Source organism: Sphingosinicella flava (assembly GCF_016025255.1).
Taxonomy (GTDB): Bacteria; Pseudomonadota; Alphaproteobacteria; order Sphingomonadales; family Sphingomonadaceae; genus Allosphingosinicella; species Allosphingosinicella flava.
The window spans coordinates 494342-518927 of sequence record NZ_CP065592.1 but is presented as its reverse complement, the minus strand read 5'-3'; the positions used below and the strand labels follow the sequence as shown (position 1 = coordinate 518927).

Genomic DNA, 24586 nt, shown 5'->3' with positions numbered 1-24586 from the left:
TGCCGGCCGGGCTTTCGTAGCGGCCGTCGGTTCTACTCTCATCTCTTCAATGTCCGCCGTGAATGCCGGCCGGCGCCAGGAAGCGCGTTCGGCGGTGCTGATCGCCGCCCAGCGCGCTGCCGCGAACCCTCCTTCCGCGGAAATGCTGGCGAAGGTGAGCGGTGCGTGGAGCGAGGCCCTCAAGATCTTTCGCGATTTCGCGAGCCTGCTGACACCGGCTGCCATCCGGGAGCTGGACGAACTCGTCGCGCAAGTCGACGATCCCACCGAACCAGCCGCCGACATTTTACGCGCCGCCCTCGTCAGCGGCATGGGCTTTTCGGAAGCCGAATATATGTGGGAGTTGGACGAGCTCGAAAAAGCGGGATACCGGCCGCTCGCGCTCCTGTCGGAAGGCGATCCTGCCATATTGAAAAGCCTCGTGCTCGCCACCGCCTCCGGCGCGAGCGGGATACGGCCCATCGGTTTCGCCACCATGAGCTCCAGCGCCGAAGCGAATGAGCATGTCGCCGCAGCGGTGTGCCGCGCAAGAGCGGCGGGCCTGACGGCTTCGCTATTCCACCTGCTGCCGGCGATGGTCCTGTTGGCGGCTCATCAGGCTCCCAAGGACTCGGCCCTATACCGGCTACGGCGCAAAGCCGAGGAGAAGCGGGCCCTGTTTCACTAAGAGCCGCGCCTGCCTGTTTCAGACTTCAACCACCAAGGAGGTTCTGCATGCCCTACCAAGTGATCAATCCCGACGAAAAGCGTAGCTCCCCTGCCTCGAAACGCGGCACGTTCAAGGTGCGCAACCAGTCCGATCCGGCGAAAACCGGCAAATATTCGATCAAGATTGGCGATGCCCCGACGGAGCGGAAAAGCATCACGCACGGTCATAAGGATGAATTCGACTGCCTCGACAAGGCTGTCGTCCTTACCAATGTCGGGGATTGCGACCTGGAATGGCTAAGAGACTGACGTTGCTCTGCGGGGCGGTTCGTCAACCGTTTAGCGGTTCCGATCGTAGAGCAACCCCAAGCCCTGAATGGTAAGATCGGGCTCGACCGCATCGAAAATATCCGTGTGCTTTTGAAAGAGAATGGCGAGGCCGCCCGTGGAGATCACCTTCACCGGGCGGCCGATCTCCTCCTTCATGCGCGCGACCAAGCCCTCCATCATCGCAACATAGCCCCAGAAGATGCCGATGTGCATCTGATCCTCGGTGGTACGGCCGATGACGCTCCTCTCTTCGTCTGGCGCCTCGATGGCGATGCGCGGCAGCCTGGCGGCGGCGTTCACCAAAGCGTCGAGAGAGAGATTGATGCCGGGCGCGATGATGCCCCCCTTATAGGCGCCCGAGAAATCCACGACGTCAAACGTGGTCGCGGTTCCGAAGTCGATGACGATGAGGTCGCCCTTGTGCGCATCGTGCGCGGCGATGGCGTTGAGAGCCCGGTCGGCGCCGACCGTCTGGGGCTCGACCACATCCAATGTAACGCCATATTCCGCCCCCGCCTCTCCGGCGAGCAGCGCCTCGGTGCCGAAATATTTGGCGGCAAGAACCTTTAAATTATGGAGGGCGCGCGGAACCACCGTCCCTATGATCACCGCCTCGACATCGTCGAGACCATAGCCTGCAAGATCGAGCAACTGCCGCAGCCACACCGCATATTCGTCAGCCGTGCGCCGGGGATCGGTTGCGATCCGCCACCGCGCGCGAATTTCGCGCCCCTTCAGCAGGGCGAAGACGATGTTCGTATTTCCGGCGTCGATGGCGAGCAGCATAAGTGAGCTTTAGCGGTTGTTCATACCGTCATTCCAGCGAAAGCTGGAATCTCGCTTCTACTTCTGGTGCACGGTCCAGCGGAAAGGAGATTCCAGCTTTCGCTGGAATGACGGTGGGGGGAGTGAAGTGCGTCAGGCATCCGGCACAGCCAGCGCCATCTCCGCCGTATCTTCCCAACCGAGCGCCTCATAGAGCGGGCGGCCCTGGGCAGTGGCGTGGAGGATCATGAACTGGAGGCCGCGGTGCTGGGCTTCGCGGGTGGCTTCGGCCATCAGTTTTTTCGCGATGCCCTGGCCGCGAAAATCGGCCTCGACATATACGTTGAGGATATAGCCGCGCCTGTCCATCAGCGGATGCGCGGGATGCGGCGGCCAATCGATCTCCATCATGCCTAGGCCCGCGATCGAGCGGCCGTCATGATCCGCGACCCAGCCGAAATAGCGGCCGTCGGCAAGGCGCGGCTCCAACCAGGCGCGAAACGGCGCGCCCATCAATGCGATCACATCCTCGCTGCGTCCGGAATCGCGGAACATGGATTCGCGATGGTGGCAGATGAGGTCGCGGTCTTCACGCGTGATGGGGCGGATGATCATGGCCGTGCCCTAAATCAGAAATACGTCACCGGCATTAATAATGCGCGTCGAGCCATCGGCGATCCGCAGGCGAAGCGCACCTGTTTCGTCGAGGCCGTCGAACAGCCCCTCCACCTTCTCGCCCGAGGCGGCGGCGGTGAGCGCGGTGCCGATCGGATGGGAAGCGGCGAGCCAGCGGTCCCGGACGACACGTAAGCCTTCGTTGCGCCAACGGCCGAGCCAGCGCGCGAACGCGTCGGCCAGCGCGTCGAGGAAGGCGGCAGGGTCGGGTGCAACGCCCGCGAGGGCCGCGACGCTGGTCGTGGGCCTTTCCAGCGTCTCCGGATAATGAGCGAGGTTGACGCCGAAGCCGATCACCACGGCATCGCCGGATCGTTCGAGGAGGATACCGGAAAGCTTCGCGCCGCCGGCCAATATGTCGTTCGGCCATTTGATGAGCAAAGCCGCGTCCGGCGCATAGAGGCCGATAATCTCGTGAAGCGCGACGGCGGCGGTCAGTGCGAGCGTGTGAGCAGGCGGATCGCCAGGCTGCACGCGGACCAACGTGCTCGCATAAAGGTTGCCGGGCGGTGACCGCCATTCCCGGCCCTGCCGCCCCCTGCCTCCGGTCTGCCGGTCGGCACGCAGCCACGTCCCTTCACGCGCGCCATCCCGGGCGAGCGCGGCGACATCGTCGTTGGTGCTGCGCGTCTCCGGGACGGAGCGGATCAGAACAGGGCTCCGGCGGCGTTCAAGGACGCATTGCTGAGCGGCTCAAGCGCGAACCAGCCGAGCGGCGACACGAACAAGGCCGCGAGGAGGATCACCGCGCTGCTCACGAGGTCGCGTCGCGCCTCGAAGGCCGGGGCCGGATCGTCGAAATACATGACCTTGATGATGCGCAGGTAATAGAAAGCGCCGATCACCGAAGTCGCGATGCCGACCGCCGCGAGCCAGGTGAGGTCCGCCGCGACCGCCGCTTCGAACACGTAGAATTTCGGCCAGAACCCCATGAGCGGCGGGATGCCCGCGATCGAGAACATGAACATCGCCATGGCGGCCGCGAGTGCCGGGCGGGTGCGCGACAGACCAGACAGCGAAGCGATCGTTTCCACCGGCTCGCCCTTCTCATCCCGCATCCGCAGCACGACGAAGAAGGTGCCGAGCGTCATCACGACATAGATTGCCATGTAGAAGAGCACTGACGCCACGCCTTCGCGCGTTCCGGCGGCAAGGCCGATCAGCGCGAAGCCGACATTGTTGATCGAGCTATAGGCGAGCAGACGCTTGATATTCTGCTGCCCGATCGCCGCGACGCCGCCGAGGATGGTCGAGGCGAGCGCCATGAAAATGACGATCTGGCGCCACTCGAACGTCGCCGGGCCAAGCGCCTCGATCGCGACGCGGGTGAGGAGCGCCATGGCGGCGACCTTGGGCGCGGAAGCGAAGAAGGCGGTGACCGGCGTCGGCGCGCCTTCATAGACGTCCGGCGTCCACATGTGGAAGGGCACGGCGCTCACCTTGAAGGCGATACCGGCGAGGACGAAGACCATGCCGAAAAGCTCGCCCGTCGATACGCCGCCGTCGCCCATCGCCGCCGCGACGCCCGCGAAGCTCGTCGATCCGCTGAACCCGTAGAGCAGCGACACGCCGTAGAGGAGGATGCCGCTCGCGAGAGCGCCCAGCACGAAATATTTGAGGCCCGCCTCGGCCGAGCGGCTGTCCTTGCGCTGAAAGGAAGCAAGGACATAGGCGGCAAGGCTCTGGAGCTCGAGGCCGACATAGAGGGTGATCAGATCGCCTGCCGAGGCCATCATGCCCATGCCGACCGATGACAGCAGGATGAGCACCGGATATTCGGTGCGGTAGACGCCGTCGCGCGCGAACCAGCTCATCGCCGAAAGCATGGCGATGGCGGCGGCGAGATAGATGAGGATCTTGGCGAAGGCCGCGAAACTGTCCGCGATGAACAGGCCGTCAAACGCGATGCCGCCGATATCGAAAACGCCCGGCACGACCAGAGCCGAGGCTATGAAGGCAAGGACCGCGAGCCAGGTCGACAAGCGCGCGGCCTTGTCCCCGGCAAAGGCCGCGACCATCATCAGGATGATGGCACTGGCCGAAAGGAGGATTTCCGGCAGAGTCAGGGCAAGCGAATAACCCATCAGTGCGCTCCCCCATTGCCGTGGGCGGGCGCGGCATGCGTTTCAGCGCTCACGCCTTTTCCTTCCGTAACCTGTGCATCGCTTACCGGCGCCGCGCGCTCGATCCGCGCCAGGAGCCGGGTGACATCGGCGCGCATGGGCGCCAGAAAGCTTTCCGGGTAGACGCCCATCCACAGCACCACGGCGGCGATCGGGGCGAGCATCATCACCTCTCGCTTGGTCAGATCGGGCAGGCGCGCCACTTCTTCATTGGGTGCGCTCCCATAAGCGACGCGGCGATAGAGATAGAGCATATAGGCGGCGCCCAGGACGATGCCCGTCACCGCGACGAAGCCGACCCAGCTGTTCGCCTGGTAGACGCCCATCATCGCCAGGAATTCGCCGACGAAGCCCGATGTGCCGGGGAGGCCAATCGAGGCCATGGTGAAGAGCAGGAACAACACCGCATAAGCCGGCATGTTGTTCGACAGGCCGCCATAAGCCGCGATCTCGCGCGTGTGCAGGCGGTCATAGATGACGCCAACGCAGAGGAAGAGCGCGCCCGACACGATGCCGTGGCTCAGCATGACGACGAGGCCGCCCTCGATCCCCTGCCGGTTGAAGGCGAAAAGGCCGAAGGTGACGAACGCCATGTGCGCGACGGAGGAATAAGCGATCAGCTTCTTCATGTCCTGCTGCACCAATGCGACGAGCGAGGTGTAGACGATGGCGACCATCGACAGGCCCATGACGAGCCAGAAATACTCAGCCGACGCTTCCGGGAACATCGGCAGCGAGAAGCGGACGAAACCGTATCCACCGAGCTTCAGAAGCACGCCCGCGAGGATCACCGAACCGGCCGTGGGCGCCTGGACGTGCGCGTCGGGAAGCCAGGTGTGGACCGGCCACATGGGGAGCTTCACCGCGAACGAAGCAAAGAAGGCAAGCCACAGCCAGGTCTGCGCGGAAACCGGGAAATCATAGGCCATCAGTGCCGGGATAGAGGTCGTACCGGCCGTGAACGTCATCCACAGCATCGCGATCAGCATCAGCACCGACCCGAGGAGCGTGTAGAGGAAGAACTTATAGCTCGCGTAGATGCGGTTCGCGCCGCCCCAGATGCCGATGATCAGGTACATCGGGATCAGGCCCGCCTCGAAGAAGACGTAGAAGAGGAACAGATCCTGCGCCATGAACACGCCGAGCATCAGCGTTTCCATGAACAGGAAGGCCGCCATATATTCCGGCACGCGCTTGTCGATCGCGTCCCAGGACGCGAGGATGCAGATCGGCATCAGGAAGACCGACAGGATGATCAGCATCAACGCGATGCCATCGATGCCGAGCGCCCAGGCGAACGGCCCGAAGCCGCCGAGATTTTCAACGAACTGCCACTGCGCCCCGCTTATGTCGTAATGGGCCCAGAGCAGGATGCCGAGGGCCAATTCCACCAGCGTCGCAATCAGCGCGAGCCAGCGGGCGCCGCTCGCGCTCATGAAGAGACACGCTGCGGCCGCCAGCGTCGGCACCGCCAGCATCAGGGTCAGGATGGGAAAGCCGAGTTCGTTCACAGCTTGGTGCCCCCAAATTCGTTCATGGCGGCCCTCATCGCGCCATCACCCAAGTGGCGGCGGCGGCGAGGCCGATCAGCATGACGAAGGCATAGGAATAAAGATAACCGGACTGGAGCCGCGCGGAGAGGCGGTTCCCCGCTATCGCGACAGCCGCGACGCCGTTCGGGCCGAAGCGGTCGATCGTGGCTTCATCGCCCTTCTTCCAGAACAGGCGGCCGAACCAGAAGGCCGGACGGACGAACAGCAGATTGTACAGCTCGTCGAAATACCATTTGTTGAGGAGGAAGTCGTAAAGAACACGGAACTGCCCTACGAACCGCTCGGGGATCGAGGTGTCGCGGATATAGGCCGCGAAGGCGATCAGGAAGCCGGCGATCATCACGACCGCGGGCGATAGCTTCACCCACAACGGCACTTCATGCATCGCATGCATCAGATGTTCGTCGAAGACGAGCGAGCCGCGCCAGAATTCCGCGCCTTCCGCCGCTTCGATGAACGGGCCATGGAAGACCATGCCGGCAAAGATCGCGCCGAGACTGAGCACGGCAAGCGGCACCAGCATCGTCCACGGGCTTTCGTGCGGATGATAGCCGCCCGTGCCGACCGGCGGGTGGACGTCGGCATGGCTGCTGTCGCCATGCTCGTCCGCCGGATGATCGTGATGATCGCCGTGGAGGGCGTGTTGGATATGCTCGGACGCGGCCCAGCGTGGACGCCCAAAGAAGGTGAGGAACACAAGGCGCCAGCTGTAGAAGCTGGTGAGCAGGGCCGCGAACACGCCGACGAAGAAGGCGATGCCGCCCGCCGTCGTGCCGCTCGCAAAAGCGCTCTCGATGATCGCGTCCTTCGAGAAGAAGCCCGCGAAACCGAAGCTCGGAAGTCCAGCCACCTGGATGATGCCGACGCCGGTAATGGCGAGCGTGCCGAACATCATCGCCCAGAAGGTGAGCGGGATCTCTTTCCGGAGCGCGCCATAATAACGCATGTCCTGTTCGTGATGCATGGCGTGGATGACCGAGCCTGCGCCGAGGAACAGCAAAGCCTTGAAGAAGGCGTGCGTGAAGAGGTGGAACATCGCCGCGCCATAAGCGCCGACGCCCGCCGCGAAGAACATGTAACCGAGTTGCGAACAGGTCGAATAAGCAATGACGCGCTTGATGTCGTTCTGCACCGTGCCGACCGTGGCGGCGAACAAGGCTGTGGCGGCGCCGACGAAAGTGACGACGGTCAAGGCCGTGTCGCTCGTCTCGAACATGGGCGACAGACGGCAGACCATGAACACGCCCGCCGTGACCATCGTCGCGGCGTGGATGAGGGCGGACACCGGCGTCGGGCCTTCCATCGCGTCGGGAAGCCAGGTGTGGAGGCCGAGCTGCGCCGACTTGCCCATCGCGCCGACGAACAGCAGCAGGCAGAGCAGGGTCATCGTGTCGACGCGGCCGCCGAGGAGACCGATGGTCGAGCCGGCCATGCCTGGAGCCGCTTCGAGGATCGCCGGAATGGAGACCGTGCCGAACACCAGGAAGGTGCCGAAGATGCCGAGCGAGAAACCGAAGTCGCCGACGCGGTTGACCACGAAAGCCTTGATCGCGGCCGCGTTGGCGGACGGCTTCTGATACCAGAAACCGATGAGGAGATAGGATGCGAGGCCCACGCCTTCCCAGCCGAAGAACATCTGGATGAGGTTGTCGGCCGTCACCAGCATCAGCATCGCGAAGGTGAAGAGCGACAGATAGGCAAAGAAACGCGGCTGGCTGTCGTCTTCCGCCATATAGCCCCAGCTATAGAGGTGGACGAGGCTGGAGACGGTGGTCACCACGACCAGCATCACCGCCGTCAACGTATCGACGCGCAGCGACCAGTCGACGACGAGGTCGCCCGAACGCAGCCACGGCAGGACGGTGACGACCTGCTCGTGCAGGCTGCCATTGAGGAAACCGAGGAAGACCGGCCAGGACAGGGCGCAGGACACGAACAACGCGCCGGTGGTGATTGCCTTCGCCACCGTGTTTCCAAGCGCACGATTGCCGAGGCCCGCGATGATGGCTGCCAAGAGCGGCAGGAAGACGATGAGCTGGATGTTCATGTCAGCCCTTCATCTGGTTGACGTCGTCGACCGCGATGGTGCCGCGGCCGCGGAAGTAGATGACGAGGATGGCGAGGCCGATGGCGGCTTCGCCGGCGGCGACGGTCAGCACGAACATGGCGAACACCTGACCGACCATGTCGCCGAGATAGGCGCTGAAGGCGACGAGGTTGATGTTCACCGCGAGCAGGATAAGTTCGATCGCCATCAGGATGACGATGATGTTCTTCCGGTTGAGGAAGATGCCGAGCACGCCAAGCACGAACAGGATCGCGCTGACGACGAGATAGTGGCCGAGGCCGATCATGCCCGCCCTCCGCTATAAAGTACAAGAAACCCGTTCGTGTCGAGCGTAGTCGAGACACGCATCTGCCGGGCGACCCGCTTCTCGACTTCGCTCGAAGCGAACGGATGTGGGTGGGAAGTGCGGATCACAGTTCCACCCCCTGCCCGATACCGGGGTTCATGTTGCGGGTTGCATCTTCCGGACGGCGCCGAATCTGCTCCGAAGGCTTTTGCGGACGAAGGCCGCTACGGGTGCGGTGCGTGAGGACGATCGCGCCGATCATCGCCACGAGCAGGACGAGTCCGGCCGCTTCGAAGATGTAGAGATAGCGGGTGAAGAGCACGGTCCCGAGTGCCTGGATGTTCGGCACGGCCGCATCGACGGGCGCGGCCTTGCGGGCAACCTCGATACCGCCCACGTTCCAGCTGCCGACGGCCAGAACCACTTCCACGAGAAGGACGAGGGCGACCGCGGCGCCAAACCCTGCATAGCGGACGAAGCCAGCACGGAGTTCGGCAAAGTCGACGTCGAGCATCATGACGACGAACAGGAACAGTACCGCGACAGCGCCGACATAGACGATGACGAGCAGCATCGCGATGAACTCGGCGCCGACGATCAGCATCAGACCGGCGGCGTTGAAGAAAGCGAGGATCAGCCACAGCACGCTGTGCACCGGATTGCGCGACAGGATCGTCAGCGCGCCGCTGGCGATCACGATCGTCGCAAACAGGTAGAATGTGAACGTTTGTATCACGTTTCTATCGTGCCCCTTTGGATTCGGGTGGCGGCTTAACGGTAAGGCGCGTCGGCGGCAATGTTCGCGGCCAACACCCGCTCCCACTTGTCGCCATTTTCAAGGAGCTTCGCCTTGTCGTAGATGAGCTCCTCGCGCGTTTCCGTGGAAAATTCGAAATTCGGCCCTTCGACGATCGCGTCGACCGGGCAGGCTTCCTGGCAGAGGCCGCAATAGATGCACTTCGTCATATCGATGTCGTAACGCGTGGTGCGGCGGCTGCCGTCCTCGCGCGGCTCGGCCTCGATCGTGATCGCGAGCGCCGGGCAGACCGCTTCGCAGAGCTTGCACGCGATGCAGCGTTCCTCGCCATTGGGATAGCGGCGCAGCGCATGTTCGCCGCGGAAACGAGGCGACAGCGGGTTCTTCTCATAGGGGTAGTTGATCGTCGCCTTGGGCTTGAAGAAATATTTCAAGGTCAGCCAATGCGCCTTCACGAACTCCCAGAGAGTGAAGGATTTGATATAGTGGGCAAGGCTCATTTGGTGAGCACCTTCTTAGTTTCATCAGCGTTCAGTGGCAGCTGGGGTGTCTCATGGATCTGACAAAAGCCCACAGCTTGAACGTTGCCCCGCGGCCAATCAGGCTGCACGATCATCGCCACGCTTCCTTCGGCAAGCGTAGGGAAGGTTTCAAGTTGTATCACTTTATTCCGCTTATTTTCTAATCGGCGAATCCCTCGCCATCTAGCCGCTTCATCCGAAGCAAACTCCTTAGAGGCATAGCCGCTAAAAAGACCTGTCTCGTCCAGTCTTACGGTCAACTCGACAGGAGTCCGTTGGACGCGATATCCCGGAGCATCTGGACGCTTGTCCTCATAACCGCGTCCCCCAGACTGCATGAACTCTACTCGTCGGGAACGACCATCCAGATCATTCAATCGACAGGCAAGGCGATAACTGGGAACAGTCACTGAGGTTACTGTGCGCGCCGGCGGGGGCGGTGCAGCGAGCTGCATAGCTAAGAGCAGCAAGGCACTCACGCCGCATACCTCGTAAGCATCAGGTAACCGGACACCACGAACACCCACAGCAGGGCGAAGGGCAGGAAGATTTTCCAGCCCAGCCGCATCAGCTGGTCGTAGCGGAAGCGCGGAACGGTCGCCTTCACCCAGGAAAAGATGAAGAAGAAAATGAAGATCTTGGCGAACAGCCACAGGATGCCCGGAACAGCGTAGAGCGGTGCCCAATCGATCGGCGGCAGCCATCCGCCCCAGAAGAGCGTGGCATTGAGCGCGCACATCAGCAGCACGTTGCCATATTCGCCGAGCCAGAAGAGCGCGAAGCTCATCGAGCTATATTCGGTCTGGTAACCGGCGACGAGTTCGGACTCCGCCTCGGTGAGGTCGAAGGGCGCGCGGGCGGTTTCGGCCATCGAGGAGATGAGAAAGATCACCGCCATCGGGAACAGCAAGGGGTTGAAGCCGAAGCCGTTCAGGAAGAAGACGTGGCTCTTCTGCATGGCGATGATGCCCTGCAGGTTGAACGTGCCCGCCCACAAGATCACGGTGATGAGGACGAAGCCGATCGAGACTTCATAGCTCACCATCTGCGCGGCCGCGCGAAGGGCCGAGTAGAAGGGATATTTCGAGTTGGACGCCCAACCCGCGATGATGATGCCGTAGACGCCGAGCGACGAGGCCGCGAGGATGTAGAGCAAGCCGACATTGATGTTCGCGAGCACCATGTCCGGCCCGAACGGGATCACCGCCCAGGCGATCAGCGCGATGGTGAAGGTGATGATCGGCGCCAGGAGGAACAGACCACGATTGGCCGAGGACGGGATGATGGTTTCCTTGAGGAAGACCTTGAGGCCGTCCGCGAAGCTCTGCAGCAGGCCGAACGGCCCCACCACATTGGGCCCGCGCCGCAGCGCCATCGCCGCCCAGATCTTGCGGTCGGCATAGATGATCATCGCGACCGCCAGCATCAGCGGCAGCGCGATCATCAGAATGAGGATGAGGGTCGAGACGAACCAGCCGAGGCCGTAGCCCAATTGGCCCTGGAACCATTCGGTCATTGGACTACCCCTCCGCCGTTCGCTTCGAGCGAAGTCGAGAAGCATGGTGCAGTGACAGACGTGTCTCGACTACGCTCGACACGAACGGTGCTAGTGGAAAGCGCGTTCATTCCGCGGCCTCCGCGAAGCTTTCCCCGTGCAGGATTTCGGCCGAGCAGCGCCGCAGCGTGGGCGAAGACCGTGCGATCGGGTTGGTGAGGTAGAAATCCTTGATCGGATAGGCGACTTCCGCGCCCTGCCCGATCGTCTCGGCCTTGAGCGCGGGCGGCGCCCAGTCGAAGCGGACGAGACCCACTTCGGCAAAGGCGGGATATTCGGCGAACAAAGCCTGGCGAAGCGCGCCGAAGGTGTCGAACGGCAACGACTTGCCGAGCACAGCCGAAAGCGCGCGGAAGATCGACCAGTCTTCACGGGCATCGCCCGGCGGGAAGGTCGCCTTCTCGCTATATTGCACGCGGCCTTCGAGGTTCACGTAAATGCCGTGCTTTTCGGTGTAAGCCGCGCCCGGCAGGATCACGTCGGCGGCATGCGCGCCACGGTCCCCGTGATGGCCGACATAGACCTTGAAGCTCTTGGAGAAGGGCGCGAGGTCCGCTTCGTCCGCGCCGAGAAGGAAGAGCAACTTCGGCGCCTTCTCCGCCAGCGCCGCCATGCCGCCCTGCTGCGCGTAGCCTAGCATCAACCCGCCGGTGCGCGCAGCGGCAGTATGGAGGACGTTGTAGCCGTTCCAGCCGTCGCGAACGAGGTTGAGGCTGCCGACCAGCGCGAGGCTCGCGGCCTGTCCGCCTGGCACCTTCAAAGCCGCGCCACCGACGATCATCGCGGGCCGCTCGGCGCCCTTGAAGGCATCGGCGACCGCGGCCGGGAGCTTCTGGAGCATGGAAAGATCGTTGCCGAGCCATTCGACCGGATAGGTAAGGTCCACTTCCGGGCCGATGGCGAAGACCTTCGCGCCCTTCTTCACAGCCTTGCGGATGCGGGTGTTGACGAGGCTCGCCTCCCAACGCGGATTGGTGCCGACCAGCAGGATTGCGTCCGCAGTCTCCAAGCCTCCGATGGTCGTGTTGAAATTGACCGCCGCGATGCTGGTCGCGTCATAGGCAAGGCCGGTCTGGCGGCCTTCGAGGAGATCGGAACCGAGCGACTGCAGCAGCTTTTTCGCCGCATACATGGTCTCGACATCGACGAGGTCGCCCGCGATCGCAGCAACGCTGTCGCCGGCTTTCTTGGCGACCTTGGCGATAGCCTCGAACGCTTCTTCCCAGCTCGCCGCCTGCAGCTTGCCGTCCTTGCGGACCCACGGCCGGTCGAGCCGGTTGCGGAGGAGGCCGTCGACCATGTGGCGCGTCTTGTCGTGCGCCCATTCCTCGTTCACATCCTCGTTGATGCGCGGAACGACACGCATCACTTCGCGCAGGCGGCTGTCGATACGGATGTTGGTGCCGACGCCGTCGCTGACGTCGATGCCCGGAACCTTGGAAAGCTCCCACGGCCGCGCCTCGAACGAATAGGGCTTCGAGACGAGCGCGCCCACGGGGCAGAGATCGACGACATTGCCCGAAAGCTCGGACGTCACCGCGCCCTCCAGATAGGAGGTGATCTGCATATTCTCGCCGCGATAGAGGGCGCCGATTTCCTCGACCCCCGCCACTTCCTCGGCGAAGCGAACGCACCGGGTGCACTGGATGCAACGGGTCATGAACGTCTTGACGACCGGACCCATATATTTCTCGCTCACGGCCCGCTTATTCTCGTCGAAACGGCTATGACCCCGGCCATAAGCGACGGCCTGATCCTGCAAGTCACACTCGCCGCCCTGGTCGCAGATCGGGCAATCGAGCGGGTGGTTGATGAGCAGGAACTCCATCACCCCTTCCCGCGCCTTCTTGACCGCCGGCGACATGGTAGTGATTTCCTGGCCGTCCGAAGCGGGCAGCGCGCACGATGCCTGCGGCTTCGGCGGCCCCGGCTTCACCTCGACGAGGCACATGCGGCAATTGCCGGCGATCGACAGCCGCTCATGATAGCAGAAGCGCGGAATCTCCTTCCCCGCCGCCTCGCACGCCTGCATCACAGTGGCGCCAGCGGGAACCTCGACCTCGATACCGTCTACTTTGACCTTGGGCATATCAGTTACTCGTCTCGGCCGAAGCGGCGATGCTCCGGAACGCGGCGGTGGCGAGCATGGCGCGAAGGCCTTCTGGCGTCGTCTGTACAGCCGGGCCACCCTGCGCGCACAATGTCATGACAGACGCAAGGCCCGATGCAGCAGCACCCTCCTCTGCAGTGGCGACATTCGTCATGAAAAGCGCGCCCACCTGATCAGGCGCGCTGCGCACCACGCACATTGCCACCTTGTCGCTCGGGCTATAGGTCGCGGGCGCCTGCCCCACTGCCGCCCGCGCGAGTTGTACGTTTACGGGCGTGCCATCTTGCTCGATCAGCCGTTCGGCGATCGCGCCCGCGAACAGAAGGCCACTCGCCCGCATCCGCCCCTTCTTGAAGCAGCCGCGATTGCTTTCGGAGAGCCGCTTCATCGTGTTGCGATAGGTGGCGGAGGTGAAATCCGAGTTCAGCGTCCGCGCAGCCAGATCAGCGCTTCGATCGGCAACGCAGGCACCGAAGGCGGCCATCTTCTCGCGCGCCTCGGTTGGCGAAGCCGTGAGCTGGTTGGGCGCCAAAAGGCTGACGGCGATCAGGGAAAAGATCATTCCGCCGCCTCCAGCTGATCGCCCTGCTTCTCGATAATCCGCCGCTCAAGTTCAGGGCGGAAGTGGCGGATGAGGCCTTGGATCGGCCAGGCGGCGGCGTCGCCCAGCGCGCAGATGGTGTGGCCCTCGATCTGCTTCGTAACATCGAGCAACGTGTCGATCTCACCGATTTCGGCATTGCCTTCGCGCAGGCGCTCCATCACGCGCCACATCCAGCCGGTGCCTTCGCGGCACGGCGTGCACTGGCCGCAGCTTTCATGCTTGTAGAAATAGCTGATGCGGCTGATCGCGCGGACGATGTCGGTGGACTTGTCCATGACGATGACGGCGGCGGTGCCGAGGCCGGAGCCGAGCGCGCGCAGGCCGTCGAAATCCATCGGCGCGTCCATGATCTGCGCGGCTGGAACCAACGGCACGGACGATCCGCCCGGAATGACGGCGAGGAGATTGTCCCAGCCGCCGCGAATGCCGCCGGCGTGGCGATCGATCAGCTCGCGGAACGGGATTGACATGGCCTCTTCGACCACGCACGGCTTGTTCACATGGCCGCTGATCTGGAAGAGCTTGGTGCCGTGATTGTTCTCGCGGCCAAATCCCTTGAACCAGGCCGCGCCGCGCCGGAGGATGGTCGGCGTGACGGCGATTGATTCCACGTTGTTCACCGTGGTCGGGCAACCATAGAGGCCCGCGCCCGCCGGGAAAGGCGGCTTCAGGCGCGGCTGGCCCTTCTTGCCCTCGAGGCTTTCGAGAAGCGCCGTTTCCTCGCCGCAAATATAGGCCCCTGCCCCGCGATGGACGAAGACGTCGAAGTCATAGCCCGAACCGGCGGCATTCTTGCCGAGCAGGCCCGCATCATAGGCTTCCTGCACCGCAGCGAAGAGCGTCTCCGCCTCACGAATGAATTCGCCGCGAATGTAGATGTACGCCGCCCGCGCGCGCATCGCGAAACCGGCGATCAGCGCGCCTTCGATCAATTTGTGCGGATCGTGGCGGATGATCTCGCGGTCCTTGCAGGAACCGGGTTCGGATTCGTCGGCGTTGATGACGAGGAAGTTCGGGCGGCCGTCCTTCGATTCCTTGGGCATGAAGCTCCACTTCATGCCGGTCGGGAAACCCGCACCGCCGCGGCCGCGAAGGCCGGATTCCTTGATGATCTCGATGATCTGGTCCTGGCCGAGCGCCATTAGCGCCCGCGTATCGTCCCAGTCACCGCGCTTCTGCGCCGCCTTCAAGTTCCAGGGCTGGAACCCGTAGACGTTGGTGAAAATGCGGTCCTTGTCAGCCAGCATGAGCTCTCTTTCCATTGCCAAGGTTGAGAAGGCCCATCACAACGCCGCCAATCCCGGCAGCGAGAAGAAAGCGTACCATCTTGTCACTGTCATTCTCCACAGGGAAAGTGGCGAACAGGATCGCTGCCGCAAGAGCAATCGGCGACGCCTTGAAGTCAAGCGCACGCCGAGCCGCAAAGCCCTTGCTAACCGAACCAAATAGATAGGCGTCTGTGGCAAGGCTGCCCACCACGAGCAGGCTTACCGCCATAATCAAGAAGCCAATCTTAAGACCGACGATCAGATGAGCCGCTGATAGAAGCAAAAGAAGGACTGCCTCGACAAAAGTCTTGAAAACTGCATCCGAGCGTTCAGCGGCCGTCACTTCTGACTGAGCAGATGTCATTTCCACGAGCTCCGATAATCGTGGTTCTCGTTCGCCATCTCAGGCAGGGTGGTCGGGCCGCCTTCCGGGCAGCTCGTCTGGCGATCGATCTGCGGGCCGGCTTTAGGCATTTCGCCGCTTGCCATGGCTTCGAGGATTGCAGTCATGCTTTCGAAGGTCAGGTCTTCGTAATTGTCGTCGTTGATCTGCACCATAGGCGCGTTGGCGCAGGCGCCGAGGCATTCGACCTCGGTCAGTGTGAAGAGGCCGTCCGGCGTCGTCTGCCCCTTCTTCAACCCCCTGGCATAGCAAGCGGCGAGCACGTCGTCCGACCCGCGCAGCATGCACGGCGTCGTGCCGCAAACCTGCACATGGTGACGGCCGACCGGCGTCAGATTGTACATCGTATAGAAGGTCGCGACCTCGTAGGCCCGGATATAGGGCATATCGAGATATTTCGCGACGAACTCGATCACCGGCACCGGCAGCCAGCCCTGCGTATTCGTCTCTGCGCCCACCTGACGCTGGGCGAGATCGAGCAAGGGCAGAAGCGCGCTATGTTGACGCCCAGCCGGGTAGCGGCCGACTATGACCTTCGCCTTTGCCTCATTCTCAGGCGTCCATGCGAAACTGCCCCAACGGGCGCGCAGCTCAGCAATGTCCGGCAAGCTGTTTGGAAGGACGTCAGCCATTAATCGCCCCCCACTGGCGTTTAAGATTCAAAATCATAGCTGGTGCCGCAAAGATAAATGCTGCCGTGACAAAAGACTCTATTCGCGTGAAAACCCAACACGCCAAAGAGGCTGCAAAAATGACTAAACATAGCCACTCAAGGCGCGACGACTTCTGCATTTTCACCGGTCGCACTCCCCGAAAACGATGTCCATGGCGCCGAGGATCGCGGTCGCGTCGGCGAGCATGTGGCCCTTGGTCATGAAATCCATGGCCTGAAGGTGGCTGAAGGCGGTCGGGCGGATCTTGACGCGGTACGGCTTGTTGGTGCCGTCCGACACCAGATAGACGCCGAATTCGCCCTTGGGGCTTTCCGTCGCGACATAGACTTCGCCTGCCGGCACGTGGAAGCCCTCGGTATAGAGCTTGAAGTGATGGATGAGCGCTTCCATCGACTGCTTCATTTCGGCGCGCTTCGGCGGCACGACCTTGCGGTCGAGGCTCGCGATCGGGCCTTCCGGCATATCCTGAAGGCACTGTTTCAAGATGCGCGCGGACTGACGCACTTCTTCGACGCGCACCATCATGCGGTCGTAGCAATCGCCCTTGGTGCCGACCGGCACGTCGAATTCGACGCGGTCGTAAACGTCATAAGGCTGCGCCTTGCGGATGTCCCACGGAATGCCGGACGCGCGGATCATCGGGCCGGAGAAGCCCCAGGCGAGCGCGTCTTCCTTCGACACGACGGCGATATCGACATTGCGCTGCTTGAAGATGCGGTTGTCGACGACCAGGCTCATGGCGTCCTCGAACAGCACCGGCAGGCGCTTGTCGAGCCAGTCGCCGATGTCGGTGAGGAGCTTCAACGGCACGTCCTGATGGACGCCGCCGGGGCGGAACCAGGCCGCGTGCATGCGCGCGCCCGACGCCCGCTCGTAGAAATTCATGATGTCTTCGCGAAGCTCGAACAGCCACAGGTTCGGCGTCATCGCGCCAACGTCCATGACGTGGGAGCCGATGTTGAGAAGATGGTTCGAAATCCGCGTCAGCTCCGCGAAAAAGACGCGAAGATACTGGGCGCGGAGCGGCACTTCGAGGTCGAGCAGCTTTTCGATCGCCAGGACGTAGGAGTGCTCCTGGCACATAGGTGACACGTAATCGAGGCGATCGAAATAAGGGAGCGCCTGGAGGTAGGTCTTATACTCGCACAATTTCTCGGTGCCGCGATGGAGCAGGCCGACGTGCGGATCGACGCGCTCGACGATCTCGCCGTCCAGCTCCAGCACGAGGCGCAGCACGCCGTGCGCCGCCGGATGCTGCGGGCCGAAATTGATCGTGTAGTTGGCGATCTGGGAGTCGCCGACACTCTCGCGTTCCTGGGCAAGCTGGTTTCGATCAGTAGCCATCACTTCGCACCAATGTCGTTCGTGCCGAGCGCAGTCGAGGCGCGCATCGCGATCATTCCAGCGCCCCTCGACTTCGCTCGGGACGAACGGAGAATGGAAAGCTGCACCGTCATTTCTTGATCTCCGCTGCCGTGGCGGGCGTCGGCGCGCCGGGCGCTTCGGGCGAGACCTTTTCATCGCCCGGCAGAATATATTCCGCGCCTTCCCATGGAGAGAGGAAGTCGAAGCTGCGGAAATCCTGGGCGAGCCTCACCGGCTCGTACACCACCCGCTTCTGCTCTTCGGAATAGCGCAGCTCGACATAGCCGGTGAGCGGGAAGTCCTTGCGGAACGGATGCCCCTTGAAGCCATAATCGGTGAGGATGCGGCGCAAGTCCGTGTTGCCGCTGAACAGCACGCCGTAAAGATCGAACACCTCGCGCTCCAGCCAGCCCGCGACCGGGAACAGGCCCGTTACCGACGGCACCGGCTTTTCATCGTCCGTCGTCACGCGAACGCGGATGCGGTGGTTCTTCGTCACCGACAGCAGGTGATAGCAAACGTCGAACCGCTCTTCGCGCGCCGGATAGTCGACGCCTGCGATTTCCATGAGCTGCTGGTAGTCGAACCGGTCGCGAAGGGTGCGGAGCACGTCGACGATGCTGTCGCGCTGGACGGTGATGGACACTTCGTCCACCTCGTGCTTCGCCTCGATGAAGGCGGCACCAATGGCAGCCTTCACTTCATCGATGATGCCTTCGCGAGTGGCGATCCTGGGTGCGCTGTTGTTCATCGCTTAACGCTCGATCGTGCCGGCGCGGCGGATTTTCCGCTGCAGCTGCATGATGCCGTAAAGAAGCGCCTCGGCGGTCGGCGGGCAGCCGGGGACATAGATGTCCACGGGGACGATCCGGTCGCAGCCGCGCACGACGCTGTAGCTATAGTGATAATAGCCGCCGCCATTGGCGCAGCTGCCCATCGAGATGACGTAGCGCGGCTCCGACATCTGGTCGTAGACGCGGCGCAGCGCCGGGGCCATCTTGTTGCACAGCGTGCCCGCGACAATCATCACGTCCGACTGGCGCGGCGAGGCGCGCGGCGCGACTCCGAACCGCTCAAGGTCGTAGCGCGGCATGTTCACATGGATCATCTCGACCGCGCAGCAGGCGAGGCCGAAGGTCATCCACCAGAGCGAACCGGTGCGCGCCCACTGGAACAGGTCTTCGGTCGAGGTGACGAGAAAACCCTTGTCCGACACCTCATTCTGGATGTCGTGGAAAAAGGCCGGATCCGGCTGCTGCAGGTCCGAGAGAAGCGGATTTTCGTTCCGCGGGCCGAGGATCACTCCCATTCGAGCGCTCCTTTCTTCCAGGCATAGATATAGCCGAGCGTCAGTTCGGCGAGGAAAATCATCATCGCGGCCCAGCCGGCAATGCCGATCGCGCCAAGCGATACCGCCCACGGAAAGAGGAAGGCCGCTTCGAGGTCGAAGATGATGAACAGAATGGCGACGAGGTAGAAACGCACGTCGAATTGCGAGCGGCTGTCCTCGAAGGCCGGGAAGCCGCACTCATATTCGGCGAGCTTGTCCGCATAGGGATTGCTGGCCCCGGTGAAGCGCGATGCGATCATCGGCAAGACCACGAACGCCGCCGACAGCGCCAAGGCAACGCCGAGGAACAAAAGAATGGGCAGATATTCGGCGGCGTAGGGCGCCATCGAGACTCTCCGAGGCTGAAGTTGAGGCGGCTTCTAGGACTCCGCCCGCCGAGAGGCAAGGGCATGGAACAATGAGAGTGAATCGCAATAAGGATGTGGTCAACACACCCTCTAGCGTCATTCCGGCAAAAGCCGGAATCTCTTTTAATTTCAACACAGAAGGCAGTGAGATTCCGGCTTTCGCCGGAATGACGTGGCGGTTAGCGGAGCGCGCCTGCGACCAGTTTATGCAGCTTCGAATGAAGCTGGTCGTTGGCCGCCAGTACCTGTCCCGTTTCCTGCGCGCGGTCGGCGCCCTTGAAATCGGTGACGAAGCCGCCCGCTTCGCGCACCATCAGGATGCCGGCCGCGGTATCCCAGGGCTTCAGCCCCTCTTCCCAGAAGCCGTCGTAACGGCCGGCAGCGACCCAGGCGAGGTCGAGCGCGGCGGAACCGAAGCGGCGGGTGCCCGCGACTTCCGGCGCGACCGCCTGAAGGATCGCCGACCAGCGACCGAGATCGCCATGACCGAAGAAGGGGATACCGGTTGCGATCAGCGCATCGGCGAGGTCGCGCCGGGCGGAGACGCGCAGGCGGCGGTCCTGGAGCCAGGCCCCCCTGCCCTTTTCCGCCCAGAAGCTCTCATCGGTCAGCGGCTGATAGATGAGGCCTTGCGTAATGCCGGTGCGCGGCTCTTCCACCGCGATGGAGATGGCGAAGTGCGGGATGCCGTGGAGGAAGTTCGAGGTTCCGTCGAGTGGATCGACGATCCAGCGCGGCTTCGACGGATCGCCCTCGATCACGCCGCCTTCTTCCAGCAGCAGACCCCAGTCGGGACGGGCGTGGCGCAATTCCTCGACGATCGTCTGCTCGGCGCGCTTGTCGGCCATGGACACGAAGTCCGCCGGGCCTTTGCGGCTGACCTGAAGCAGTTCCACCTCGCCGAAGTCGCGGCGCAGGCGCGGCGCGGCCTTGCGCGCGGCGCGCTGCATGACGGTGATCAATCCTGAATGGCTAACCAACTAATTTCTCCGTTCGTATCGAGCGAAGTCGAGATGCGACTGCGCAGCCGCCCCTCGACTTCGCTCGGGACGAACGATTCACATCTTCGGACTTAATCCGCCCTGCGGACGTAGGTTTGTTCGTAAACGTCGACGACGATCCGGGTTCCGCTGCCGATGTGCGGCGGCACCATGACGCGGACGCCATTGTCGAGGATCGCGGGCTTATAGGAGGAAGATGCCGTCTGCCCCTTCACCACAGCGTCCGCCTCGACGATCGTCGCCTCGATCGTGTCGGGCAGCTGCACGCTGATCGCTTCTTCGTCGTAAAGCTCCATCATCACGTCCATGCCGTCCTGCAGGAAGGCCGCGGCATCGCCCAGCAGGTCGCGGGGGAGCGTGGTTTGTTCGTAAGTTTCCTTGTCCATGAACACGAGCATGTCGCCTTCGGGATACAAGAATTGGAAATCCTTGGTATCGAGGCGGACGCGCTCCACCGTTTCGGCCGAACGGAAGCGGACATTGTTTTTGCGGCCGTCGCGCAGGTTCTTGAGCTCCACCTGCATATAGGCGCCGCCCTTGCCCGGCTGCGTGTGCTGAATCTTGACCGCGCGCCAGATGCCGCCTTCATATTCGATGATGTTGCCGGGACGAATGTCCACGCCGCTGATCTTCATATGCGTCTCACAGGTTGGAGAAAGAGCCGGAACGGGCCTTTAGCGGCTGGTCTGGGTTCCGGCAAGCAGTCGCGGGTTAATGCCGCACCCCCGTCCTCATCCTGAGCGCAGCGGTTATGGCGAGCGCGCTTGCCAATCCCAGTAATAGAGCCGGGGGAAAAGCGGGCGCAATATTCAGGGCAAGATTTACCGCCTGCGACAACGGAATGAGCGCCGTTATAAACACGGTCGGCCACGCCGGAACGCGCGCAAACAGGCACACGAACCAAAGCAAAGCCACGAGGAGCAGGTCGCCAGTGACCGCAAGCCAGACGACGTTCACGTTGGCAAGGATTTCAGGCTGCACATTGGTCAGGCCGTCGCGGATCGTGCCAAGAGCGGATCCATGAAGAATCGCGACAAGGCCGACTATTGAAGCGGCAATGGCCAGCAGAATTTGCGATACGCGAGAGTTCGAGCCCATGCCATTTCCCCCTTTTTCAAACCGCCTGCACCGCTAGCGAAATGCGTTTCGCCCGGCAAGCAGCGGATAAGGGTTGATCGGGCTGCCCTCGTGCCAACTCTCGCCCGGCTGCATCCGGTTGATGGCGAAATGGAGGTGCGGCCCTTCCGGCGATGCATTGCCGGTGGAACCGACCGTGCCGATCGGCGTGCCGCGCTGAACGGCCTTCCCCTCTTCCAGCCCCGGCGCGTAGCGGTCGAGATGGGCGTAATAATAGGTCCAGAGCTTGTCCGGGGAGCGGACATAAGCCGTCACCCCCCCTCCGCCTTCGCTGAAGAACAGCTTTTCCACCGTTCCCGGCGCCGCCGCCAGCACCGGCGTTCCGCGCGGAGCCATGATATCGATGGCATCGTGGATCCGGCTTCCGCCCGCCCGGGCTTGCGTGAAGGTGTCGATCAACTGCTCGGGCTTCACCCCGGCCACGGGAATGGCGAGACCGGCTGGGCCGACGATCAGCCCTTCCGCCACGGCAACCGCCGGCTTGTCCTTCTCCACCACAGCGCCCGCAGGCTCGAGGGTGCGCGCGCCATTGCCATAGGCACCGATCCAAAACAGGCTGGTACCGGCGCCTACGATCAAGGCCGTGACGATGTTGGACGTTATCAGAGCCGCTTTTCCCAATGCGTCTGTCCTGTCGTTGTTCCAGCGAAACAACGCGCCGCTTGCAACTTCTTTCCATCGCCCGCCGTTCGCGATCCATGGCGCAAGGCAGGATCCGGATCGGCTGTTCGGGCTGGAACTACAAACATTGGCGCGGTCTCTTTTATCCGGAGAAGATGGCCGCCAGGAATTGGTTCGCTTTCTATGCCGAACATTTCGACACGGTGGAAATCAACAACAGCTTCTATCGCCTGCCGCCGGCGGAAACCTTCGCCAAATGGCGGGATCAGGCGCCCGAAGGCTTTTGCTATGCGGTGAAGGCGAACCGCTACATCACCCAGGCCAAGAAAATGAAAGAGTGCGCGGAGCCGCTTCAACGCATGATCGCCCCGGTGCGGGAATTGGGCTCGACACTAGGCCCCATCCTCTACCAGCTGCCGCCGAGCCTGAAGATCAACCTCGAAAGGCTGGAGAGCTTCCTGAAGCTGCTGCCGTCAGATCTCACCCACGTTTTCGAATTCCGCGAGAAAACTTGGCTGATTGGAGAAGTGTTGGCATTGCTCGACCGCTATGGCGCTGCCTTCTGCATTCACGACATGCCCGGCTCCGCCACGCTGCGCTGGTTGTCGGGCAACATCGCCTATGTCCGCTTCCACGGCGGCGAAGGAAAATATTGGGGCCGCTATTCCGACGAGGGATTGCTCGACTGGAGCGGCTGGATGGCGGAGCAGGCACGGCAAGGCCGCGACGTCTGGGCCTATTTCAACAACGACATCGACGCCCACGCCATTCACGACGCGCAGACGCTGAAGGCGATGGTCCGGCAGGCGACGAGATAGCCCTTCCCATGGGCAAGGCTTAGCGGCTTACCGCTCCAAAGTCCTCCGAAACGCCGCCACTGCCGCGCCCGGCCCTTCCGAATGGTTCCAAACACCCCCGCAGACGGCGAGGAAATCCGCACCCGCCTCGACCAGCACCTTGCCATTTTCCGGCGTAATCCCCCCGATCGCCACGCAGGGTATTTCGAACAAGGTGCTCCACCACCCCAGGATCGACGGGTCCGGCCGGTGCCGCGTCTCCTTGGTCGTCGTCGGGAAGAAGGCGCCGAACGCGACATAATCCGCACCCGCCTCCCCGGCTTCCATGGCGAGATGGCGGCTGTCGTGACAGCTCACGCCGATCTGCGCGTCGGGACCAAGCAACGCCCGCGCTTCACGCGGATCGCCGTCCCCCTGCCCCAGATGCACGCCGTCCGCCCCCAGTCGCTTGGCGAGTGCCATGTCGTCATTGACGATGAAGGCGACGTCATGCTCGGCGCAGATGCGCTGGAGCGGTTCGGCGAGCCGCGCCGCCTCATGCTGATCCACCCCCTTCACCCGAAACTGGAAGGCTGCGACAGGGCCGCCTTGCAAAGCGGCGCGCAGCCGATCCGGAAAGTCGCCGCCCACGTCGAGCGGCGAGACCAGGTAAAGCTGGCAATCGCTCTTGCCGCCGCCGTCAAAGCGGTCGGCGAAGCCGGGATCGAGAGTGAGACCGTCTTCTTCCATTATGCCTTGTCGTTCGACGCGGTGTAGATTTCGTCGATCGCTTCACTCAGCGCGCCGTCGAATTCCGCATCACTCATCTGATGGCGGAGGTCGGAGAGCAGGGCACGCGAAAAGCTGGCGATCATGCCGTCATTCTTCGCCAGCTCCCGGCAGGCTTCGGTGCGCGAAAAACCGCCGGACAAAGCCACGACGCGCAAGACACGGGGATGGTCGACGAGCGGCTTGAACAGGTTCGGCTCTGCGGGAATGGACAGCTTCAGCATCACCTTGTCGTCGCCGGGCAGCGCGTCGAGCGCCTTGGTCAACTCTTCGAGCAGGATCGCATCGGCTTCGCCACGCTCCGCGCTCTTGATGTTCACTTCCGGCTCGATGATCGGGACGAGGCCAGCCGCGAGCACTTGCCGCGCCACATCGAACTGCTGCGCCACCACGGCCGCGATGCCCTCGCGGTTGGCGAGGTTGATGACGGAGCGTTCCTTGGTGCCGAACACGCCGAGATCCTTCGCGCGGGCGAGGAGCGTATCGAGGCCGGGCATCGGCTTCATGAGTTGGACGCCATTCGCTTCCTCCTCGAGGCCCTTGTCGATCTTGATAAAGGGCACGACGCCCTTGTCGGTGAGCGCCTGCGGGGTGGGCTTGCCGTCGACCTGGCCGTCCATCGTGCGCTCGAACAGGATGGCGCCGATCACCTTGTCTCCGGTGAAGGACGGCGCCGTGATGATGCGGCTGCGCATGTCGTGGATGAGGCCGAACATCTCTTCGTCATTGGACCAGGTGCCTTCCTCGATGCCGTAGCCTTTGAGCGCCTTGGGCGTTGAACCGCCGCTCTGGTCGAGCGCGGCGATGAAGCCTTTGCCGCGCGCCATCTTGGCCATCATCTCTTCATGATTCATCCGAA

28 protein-coding genes and 1 pseudogene are annotated in these 24586 nt (G+C 62.7%); 3 read left to right on the top strand and 26 right to left on the bottom strand.

Annotation, left to right across the window (positions count from 1 at the left end):
* Positions 1-49: 49 nt before the first annotated feature.
* Together IC614_RS02650 and IC614_RS02645 are read left to right on the top strand one after the other, a co-directional pair.
* Entirely contained in the window at positions 50-667 is a 618-nt protein-coding gene (locus IC614_RS02650; protein WP_207791142.1) for a hypothetical protein, read from the top strand.
* A gap of 47 nt (positions 668-714) precedes the next feature.
* Positions 715-957: a hypothetical protein gene (locus IC614_RS02645; RefSeq protein ID WP_200972192.1), complete on the top strand. Its 243-nt coding sequence runs from the start codon at positions 715-717 to the stop codon at positions 955-957.
* 30 nt (positions 958-987) lie between these two features.
* On the opposite strand, the gene IC614_RS02640 is transcribed toward IC614_RS02645, so the two are convergent.
* From IC614_RS02640 to IC614_RS02525, 24 genes and pseudogenes are all read right to left on the bottom strand, one after another.
* Positions 988-1764, bottom strand: coding sequence for a type III pantothenate kinase (locus tag IC614_RS02640; protein WP_200972191.1), 777 nt, complete (start codon positions 1762-1764; stop codon positions 988-990).
* Positions 1765-1896: 132 nt separating this feature from the next.
* Positions 1897-2358 (bottom strand): GNAT family N-acetyltransferase, encoded by a 462-nt coding sequence (locus IC614_RS02635; RefSeq protein WP_200972190.1) that lies wholly within the window; start codon positions 2356-2358, stop codon positions 1897-1899.
* Between the two features lie 9 nt (positions 2359-2367).
* On the bottom strand, positions 2368-3069 hold the full coding sequence (locus IC614_RS02630) for a biotin--[acetyl-CoA-carboxylase] ligase (protein ID WP_200973066.1): 702 nt from the start codon (positions 3067-3069) through the stop codon (positions 2368-2370).
* Positions 3066-4502 carry an NADH-quinone oxidoreductase subunit NuoN gene (nuoN, locus tag IC614_RS02625; protein WP_200972189.1) on the bottom strand — a complete coding sequence of 479 codons (1437 nt, stop codon included), beginning with the start codon at positions 4500-4502 and terminating at the stop codon, positions 3066-3068. Before nuoN ends, IC614_RS02630 begins: the two co-directional genes overlap by 4 nt.
* Positions 4502-6052 carry an NADH-quinone oxidoreductase subunit M gene (locus IC614_RS02620; protein WP_200972188.1) on the bottom strand — a complete coding sequence of 517 codons (1551 nt, stop codon included), beginning with the start codon at positions 6050-6052 and terminating at the stop codon, positions 4502-4504. Before IC614_RS02620 ends, nuoN begins: the two co-directional genes overlap by 1 nt.
* A gap of 34 nt (positions 6053-6086) precedes the next feature.
* Positions 6087-8141, bottom strand: coding sequence for an NADH-quinone oxidoreductase subunit L (nuoL, locus tag IC614_RS02615; protein ID WP_200972187.1), 2055 nt, complete (start codon positions 8139-8141; stop codon positions 6087-6089).
* A 1-nt stretch (position 8142) separates the two neighbouring features.
* A complete protein-coding gene (gene nuoK, locus IC614_RS02610; protein WP_106639422.1) occupies positions 8143-8448 on the bottom strand; it encodes an NADH-quinone oxidoreductase subunit NuoK in 306 nt (101 codons plus the stop codon).
* A 124-nt stretch (positions 8449-8572) separates the two neighbouring features.
* Complete coding sequence (locus IC614_RS02605; RefSeq protein ID WP_200972186.1) at positions 8573-9184, bottom strand: NADH-quinone oxidoreductase subunit J; 612 nt, start codon at positions 9182-9184, stop codon at positions 8573-8575.
* Between the two features lie 35 nt (positions 9185-9219).
* Positions 9220-9705: an NADH-quinone oxidoreductase subunit NuoI gene (nuoI, locus tag IC614_RS02600; RefSeq protein ID WP_200972185.1), complete on the bottom strand. Its 486-nt coding sequence runs from the start codon at positions 9703-9705 to the stop codon at positions 9220-9222.
* On the bottom strand, positions 9702-10103 hold the full coding sequence (locus IC614_RS02595; protein WP_207791141.1) for a hypothetical protein: 402 nt from the start codon (positions 10101-10103) through the stop codon (positions 9702-9704). Before IC614_RS02595 ends, nuoI begins: the two co-directional genes overlap by 4 nt.
* Before the next feature lie 98 nt (positions 10104-10201).
* Positions 10202-11242 (bottom strand): NADH-quinone oxidoreductase subunit NuoH, encoded by a 1041-nt coding sequence (nuoH, locus tag IC614_RS02590; RefSeq protein ID WP_200972183.1) that lies wholly within the window; start codon positions 11240-11242, stop codon positions 10202-10204.
* A 106-nt stretch (positions 11243-11348) separates the two neighbouring features.
* Positions 11349-13370, bottom strand: coding sequence for an NADH-quinone oxidoreductase subunit NuoG (gene nuoG, locus IC614_RS02585; RefSeq protein ID WP_200972182.1), 2022 nt, complete (start codon positions 13368-13370; stop codon positions 11349-11351).
* Position 13371: 1 nt separating this feature from the next.
* Positions 13372-13953: a hypothetical protein gene (locus IC614_RS02580; RefSeq protein WP_200972181.1), complete on the bottom strand. Its 582-nt coding sequence runs from the start codon at positions 13951-13953 to the stop codon at positions 13372-13374.
* A complete protein-coding gene (gene nuoF / locus IC614_RS02575; RefSeq protein ID WP_200972180.1) occupies positions 13950-15242 on the bottom strand; it encodes an NADH-quinone oxidoreductase subunit NuoF in 1293 nt (430 codons plus the stop codon). Before nuoF ends, IC614_RS02580 begins: the two co-directional genes overlap by 4 nt.
* The gene (locus tag IC614_RS02570) at positions 15232-15627 is read right to left on the bottom strand and encodes a hypothetical protein (RefSeq protein WP_200972179.1); all 396 of its coding nucleotides are present in this window, start codon (positions 15625-15627) and stop codon (positions 15232-15234) included. Before IC614_RS02570 ends, nuoF begins: the two co-directional genes overlap by 11 nt.
* Positions 15624-16298 (bottom strand): complex I 24 kDa subunit family protein, encoded by a 675-nt coding sequence (locus IC614_RS02565; protein WP_200972178.1) that lies wholly within the window; start codon positions 16296-16298, stop codon positions 15624-15626. The genes IC614_RS02570 and IC614_RS02565 overlap by 4 nt, the downstream gene beginning before the upstream one ends.
* Positions 16299-16460: 162 nt before the next feature.
* Positions 16461-17684 carry an NADH-quinone oxidoreductase subunit D gene (locus tag IC614_RS02560; protein ID WP_200972177.1) on the bottom strand — a complete coding sequence of 408 codons (1224 nt, stop codon included), beginning with the start codon at positions 17682-17684 and terminating at the stop codon, positions 16461-16463.
* 127 nt (positions 17685-17811) lie between these two features.
* Positions 17812-18456 (bottom strand): annotated as a pseudogene (locus tag IC614_RS02555) (NADH-quinone oxidoreductase subunit C); the annotation flags it as partial.
* A 3-nt stretch (positions 18457-18459) separates the two neighbouring features.
* On the bottom strand, positions 18460-19014 hold the full coding sequence (locus tag IC614_RS02550; RefSeq protein WP_200972175.1) for a NuoB/complex I 20 kDa subunit family protein: 555 nt from the start codon (positions 19012-19014) through the stop codon (positions 18460-18462).
* Positions 19005-19382 (bottom strand): NADH-quinone oxidoreductase subunit A, encoded by a 378-nt coding sequence (gene ndhC, locus IC614_RS02545; RefSeq protein WP_200972174.1) that lies wholly within the window; start codon positions 19380-19382, stop codon positions 19005-19007. Before ndhC ends, IC614_RS02550 begins: the two co-directional genes overlap by 10 nt.
* A gap of 200 nt (positions 19383-19582) precedes the next feature.
* Entirely contained in the window at positions 19583-20383 is an 801-nt protein-coding gene (locus IC614_RS02540; protein WP_200972173.1) for an inositol monophosphatase family protein, read from the bottom strand.
* Positions 20384-20475: 92 nt separating this feature from the next.
* Positions 20476-21039, bottom strand: a complete 564-nt coding sequence (gene efp, locus IC614_RS02535) for an elongation factor P (RefSeq protein ID WP_106639434.1) — start codon at positions 21037-21039, stop codon at positions 20476-20478.
* 76 nt (positions 21040-21115) lie between these two features.
* Entirely contained in the window at positions 21116-21502 is a 387-nt protein-coding gene (locus tag IC614_RS02530) for a hypothetical protein (RefSeq protein ID WP_200972172.1), read from the bottom strand.
* Positions 21503-21535: 33 nt separating this feature from the next.
* Positions 21536-22096 (bottom strand): M23 family metallopeptidase, encoded by a 561-nt coding sequence (locus IC614_RS02525; protein ID WP_404829148.1) that lies wholly within the window; start codon positions 22094-22096, stop codon positions 21536-21538.
* A gap of 143 nt (positions 22097-22239) precedes the next feature.
* On the opposite strand from IC614_RS02525, the gene IC614_RS02520 reads away from it, so the two are divergent.
* A complete protein-coding gene (locus tag IC614_RS02520) occupies positions 22240-22980 on the top strand; it encodes a DUF72 domain-containing protein (RefSeq protein ID WP_226372705.1) in 741 nt (246 codons plus the stop codon).
* Positions 22981-23007: 27 nt separating this feature from the next.
* Here IC614_RS02520 and thiE read toward each other — a convergent pair whose 3' ends face one another.
* Together thiE and IC614_RS02510 are read right to left on the bottom strand one after the other, a co-directional pair.
* A complete protein-coding gene (gene thiE, locus IC614_RS02515; protein ID WP_200972171.1) occupies positions 23008-23688 on the bottom strand; it encodes a thiamine phosphate synthase in 681 nt (226 codons plus the stop codon).
* A complete protein-coding gene (locus IC614_RS02510; RefSeq protein WP_200972170.1) occupies positions 23688-24581 on the bottom strand; it encodes a fructose bisphosphate aldolase in 894 nt (297 codons plus the stop codon). Before IC614_RS02510 ends, thiE begins: the two co-directional genes overlap by 1 nt.
* Positions 24582-24586: the final 5 nt, after the last annotated feature.

Coding starts and splice junctions, on each gene's coding strand:
- IC614_RS02580 (WP_200972181.1), bottom strand. CDS start 13,953: ATGATCTTTTCCCTGATCGCCGTCAGCCTTTTGGCGCCCAACCAGCTC.
- ndhC (WP_200972174.1), bottom strand. CDS start 19,382: ATGGCGCCCTACGCCGCCGAATATCTGCCCATTCTTTTGTTCCTCGGC.
- nuoH (WP_200972183.1), bottom strand. CDS start 11,242: ATGACCGAATGGTTCCAGGGCCAATTGGGCTACGGCCTCGGCTGGTTC.
- IC614_RS02565 (WP_200972178.1), bottom strand. CDS start 16,298: ATGGCTGACGTCCTTCCAAACAGCTTGCCGGACATTGCTGAGCTGCGC.
- IC614_RS02635 (WP_200972190.1), bottom strand. CDS start 2,358: ATGATCATCCGCCCCATCACGCGTGAAGACCGCGACCTCATCTGCCAC.
- IC614_RS02640 (WP_200972191.1), bottom strand. CDS start 1,764: ATGCTGCTCGCCATCGACGCCGGAAATACGAACATCGTCTTCGCCCTG.
- nuoI (WP_200972185.1), bottom strand. CDS start 9,705: ATGAGCCTTGCCCACTATATCAAATCCTTCACTCTCTGGGAGTTCGTG.
- nuoL (WP_200972187.1), bottom strand. CDS start 8,141: ATGAACATCCAGCTCATCGTCTTCCTGCCGCTCTTGGCAGCCATCATC.
- thiE (WP_200972171.1), bottom strand. CDS start 23,688: ATGGAAGAAGACGGTCTCACTCTCGATCCCGGCTTCGCCGACCGCTTT.
- nuoK (WP_106639422.1), bottom strand. CDS start 8,448: ATGATCGGCCTCGGCCACTATCTCGTCGTCAGCGCGATCCTGTTCGTG.
- nuoN (WP_200972189.1), bottom strand. CDS start 4,502: ATGGGTTATTCGCTTGCCCTGACTCTGCCGGAAATCCTCCTTTCGGCC.
- IC614_RS02550 (WP_200972175.1), bottom strand. CDS start 19,014: ATGGGAGTGATCCTCGGCCCGCGGAACGAAAATCCGCTTCTCTCGGAC.
- IC614_RS02650 (WP_207791142.1), top strand. CDS start 50: ATGTCCGCCGTGAATGCCGGCCGGCGCCAGGAAGCGCGTTCGGCGGTG.
- IC614_RS02645 (WP_200972192.1), top strand. CDS start 715: ATGCCCTACCAAGTGATCAATCCCGACGAAAAGCGTAGCTCCCCTGCC.
- nuoG (WP_200972182.1), bottom strand. CDS start 13,370: ATGCCCAAGGTCAAAGTAGACGGTATCGAGGTCGAGGTTCCCGCTGGC.
- IC614_RS02530 (WP_200972172.1), bottom strand. CDS start 21,502: ATGGGCTCGAACTCTCGCGTATCGCAAATTCTGCTGGCCATTGCCGCT.
- nuoF (WP_200972180.1), bottom strand. CDS start 15,242: ATGCTGGCTGACAAGGACCGCATTTTCACCAACGTCTACGGGTTCCAG.
- IC614_RS02560 (WP_200972177.1), bottom strand. CDS start 17,684: ATGGCTACTGATCGAAACCAGCTTGCCCAGGAACGCGAGAGTGTCGGC.
- efp (WP_106639434.1), bottom strand. CDS start 21,039: ATGAAGATCAGCGGCGTGGACATTCGTCCCGGCAACATCATCGAATAT.
- IC614_RS02570 (WP_200972179.1), bottom strand. CDS start 15,627: ATGACATCTGCTCAGTCAGAAGTGACGGCCGCTGAACGCTCGGATGCA.
- IC614_RS02520 (WP_226372705.1), top strand. CDS start 22,240: ATGGCGCAAGGCAGGATCCGGATCGGCTGTTCGGGCTGGAACTACAAA.
- IC614_RS02510 (WP_200972170.1), bottom strand. CDS start 24,581: ATGAATCATGAAGAGATGATGGCCAAGATGGCGCGCGGCAAAGGCTTC.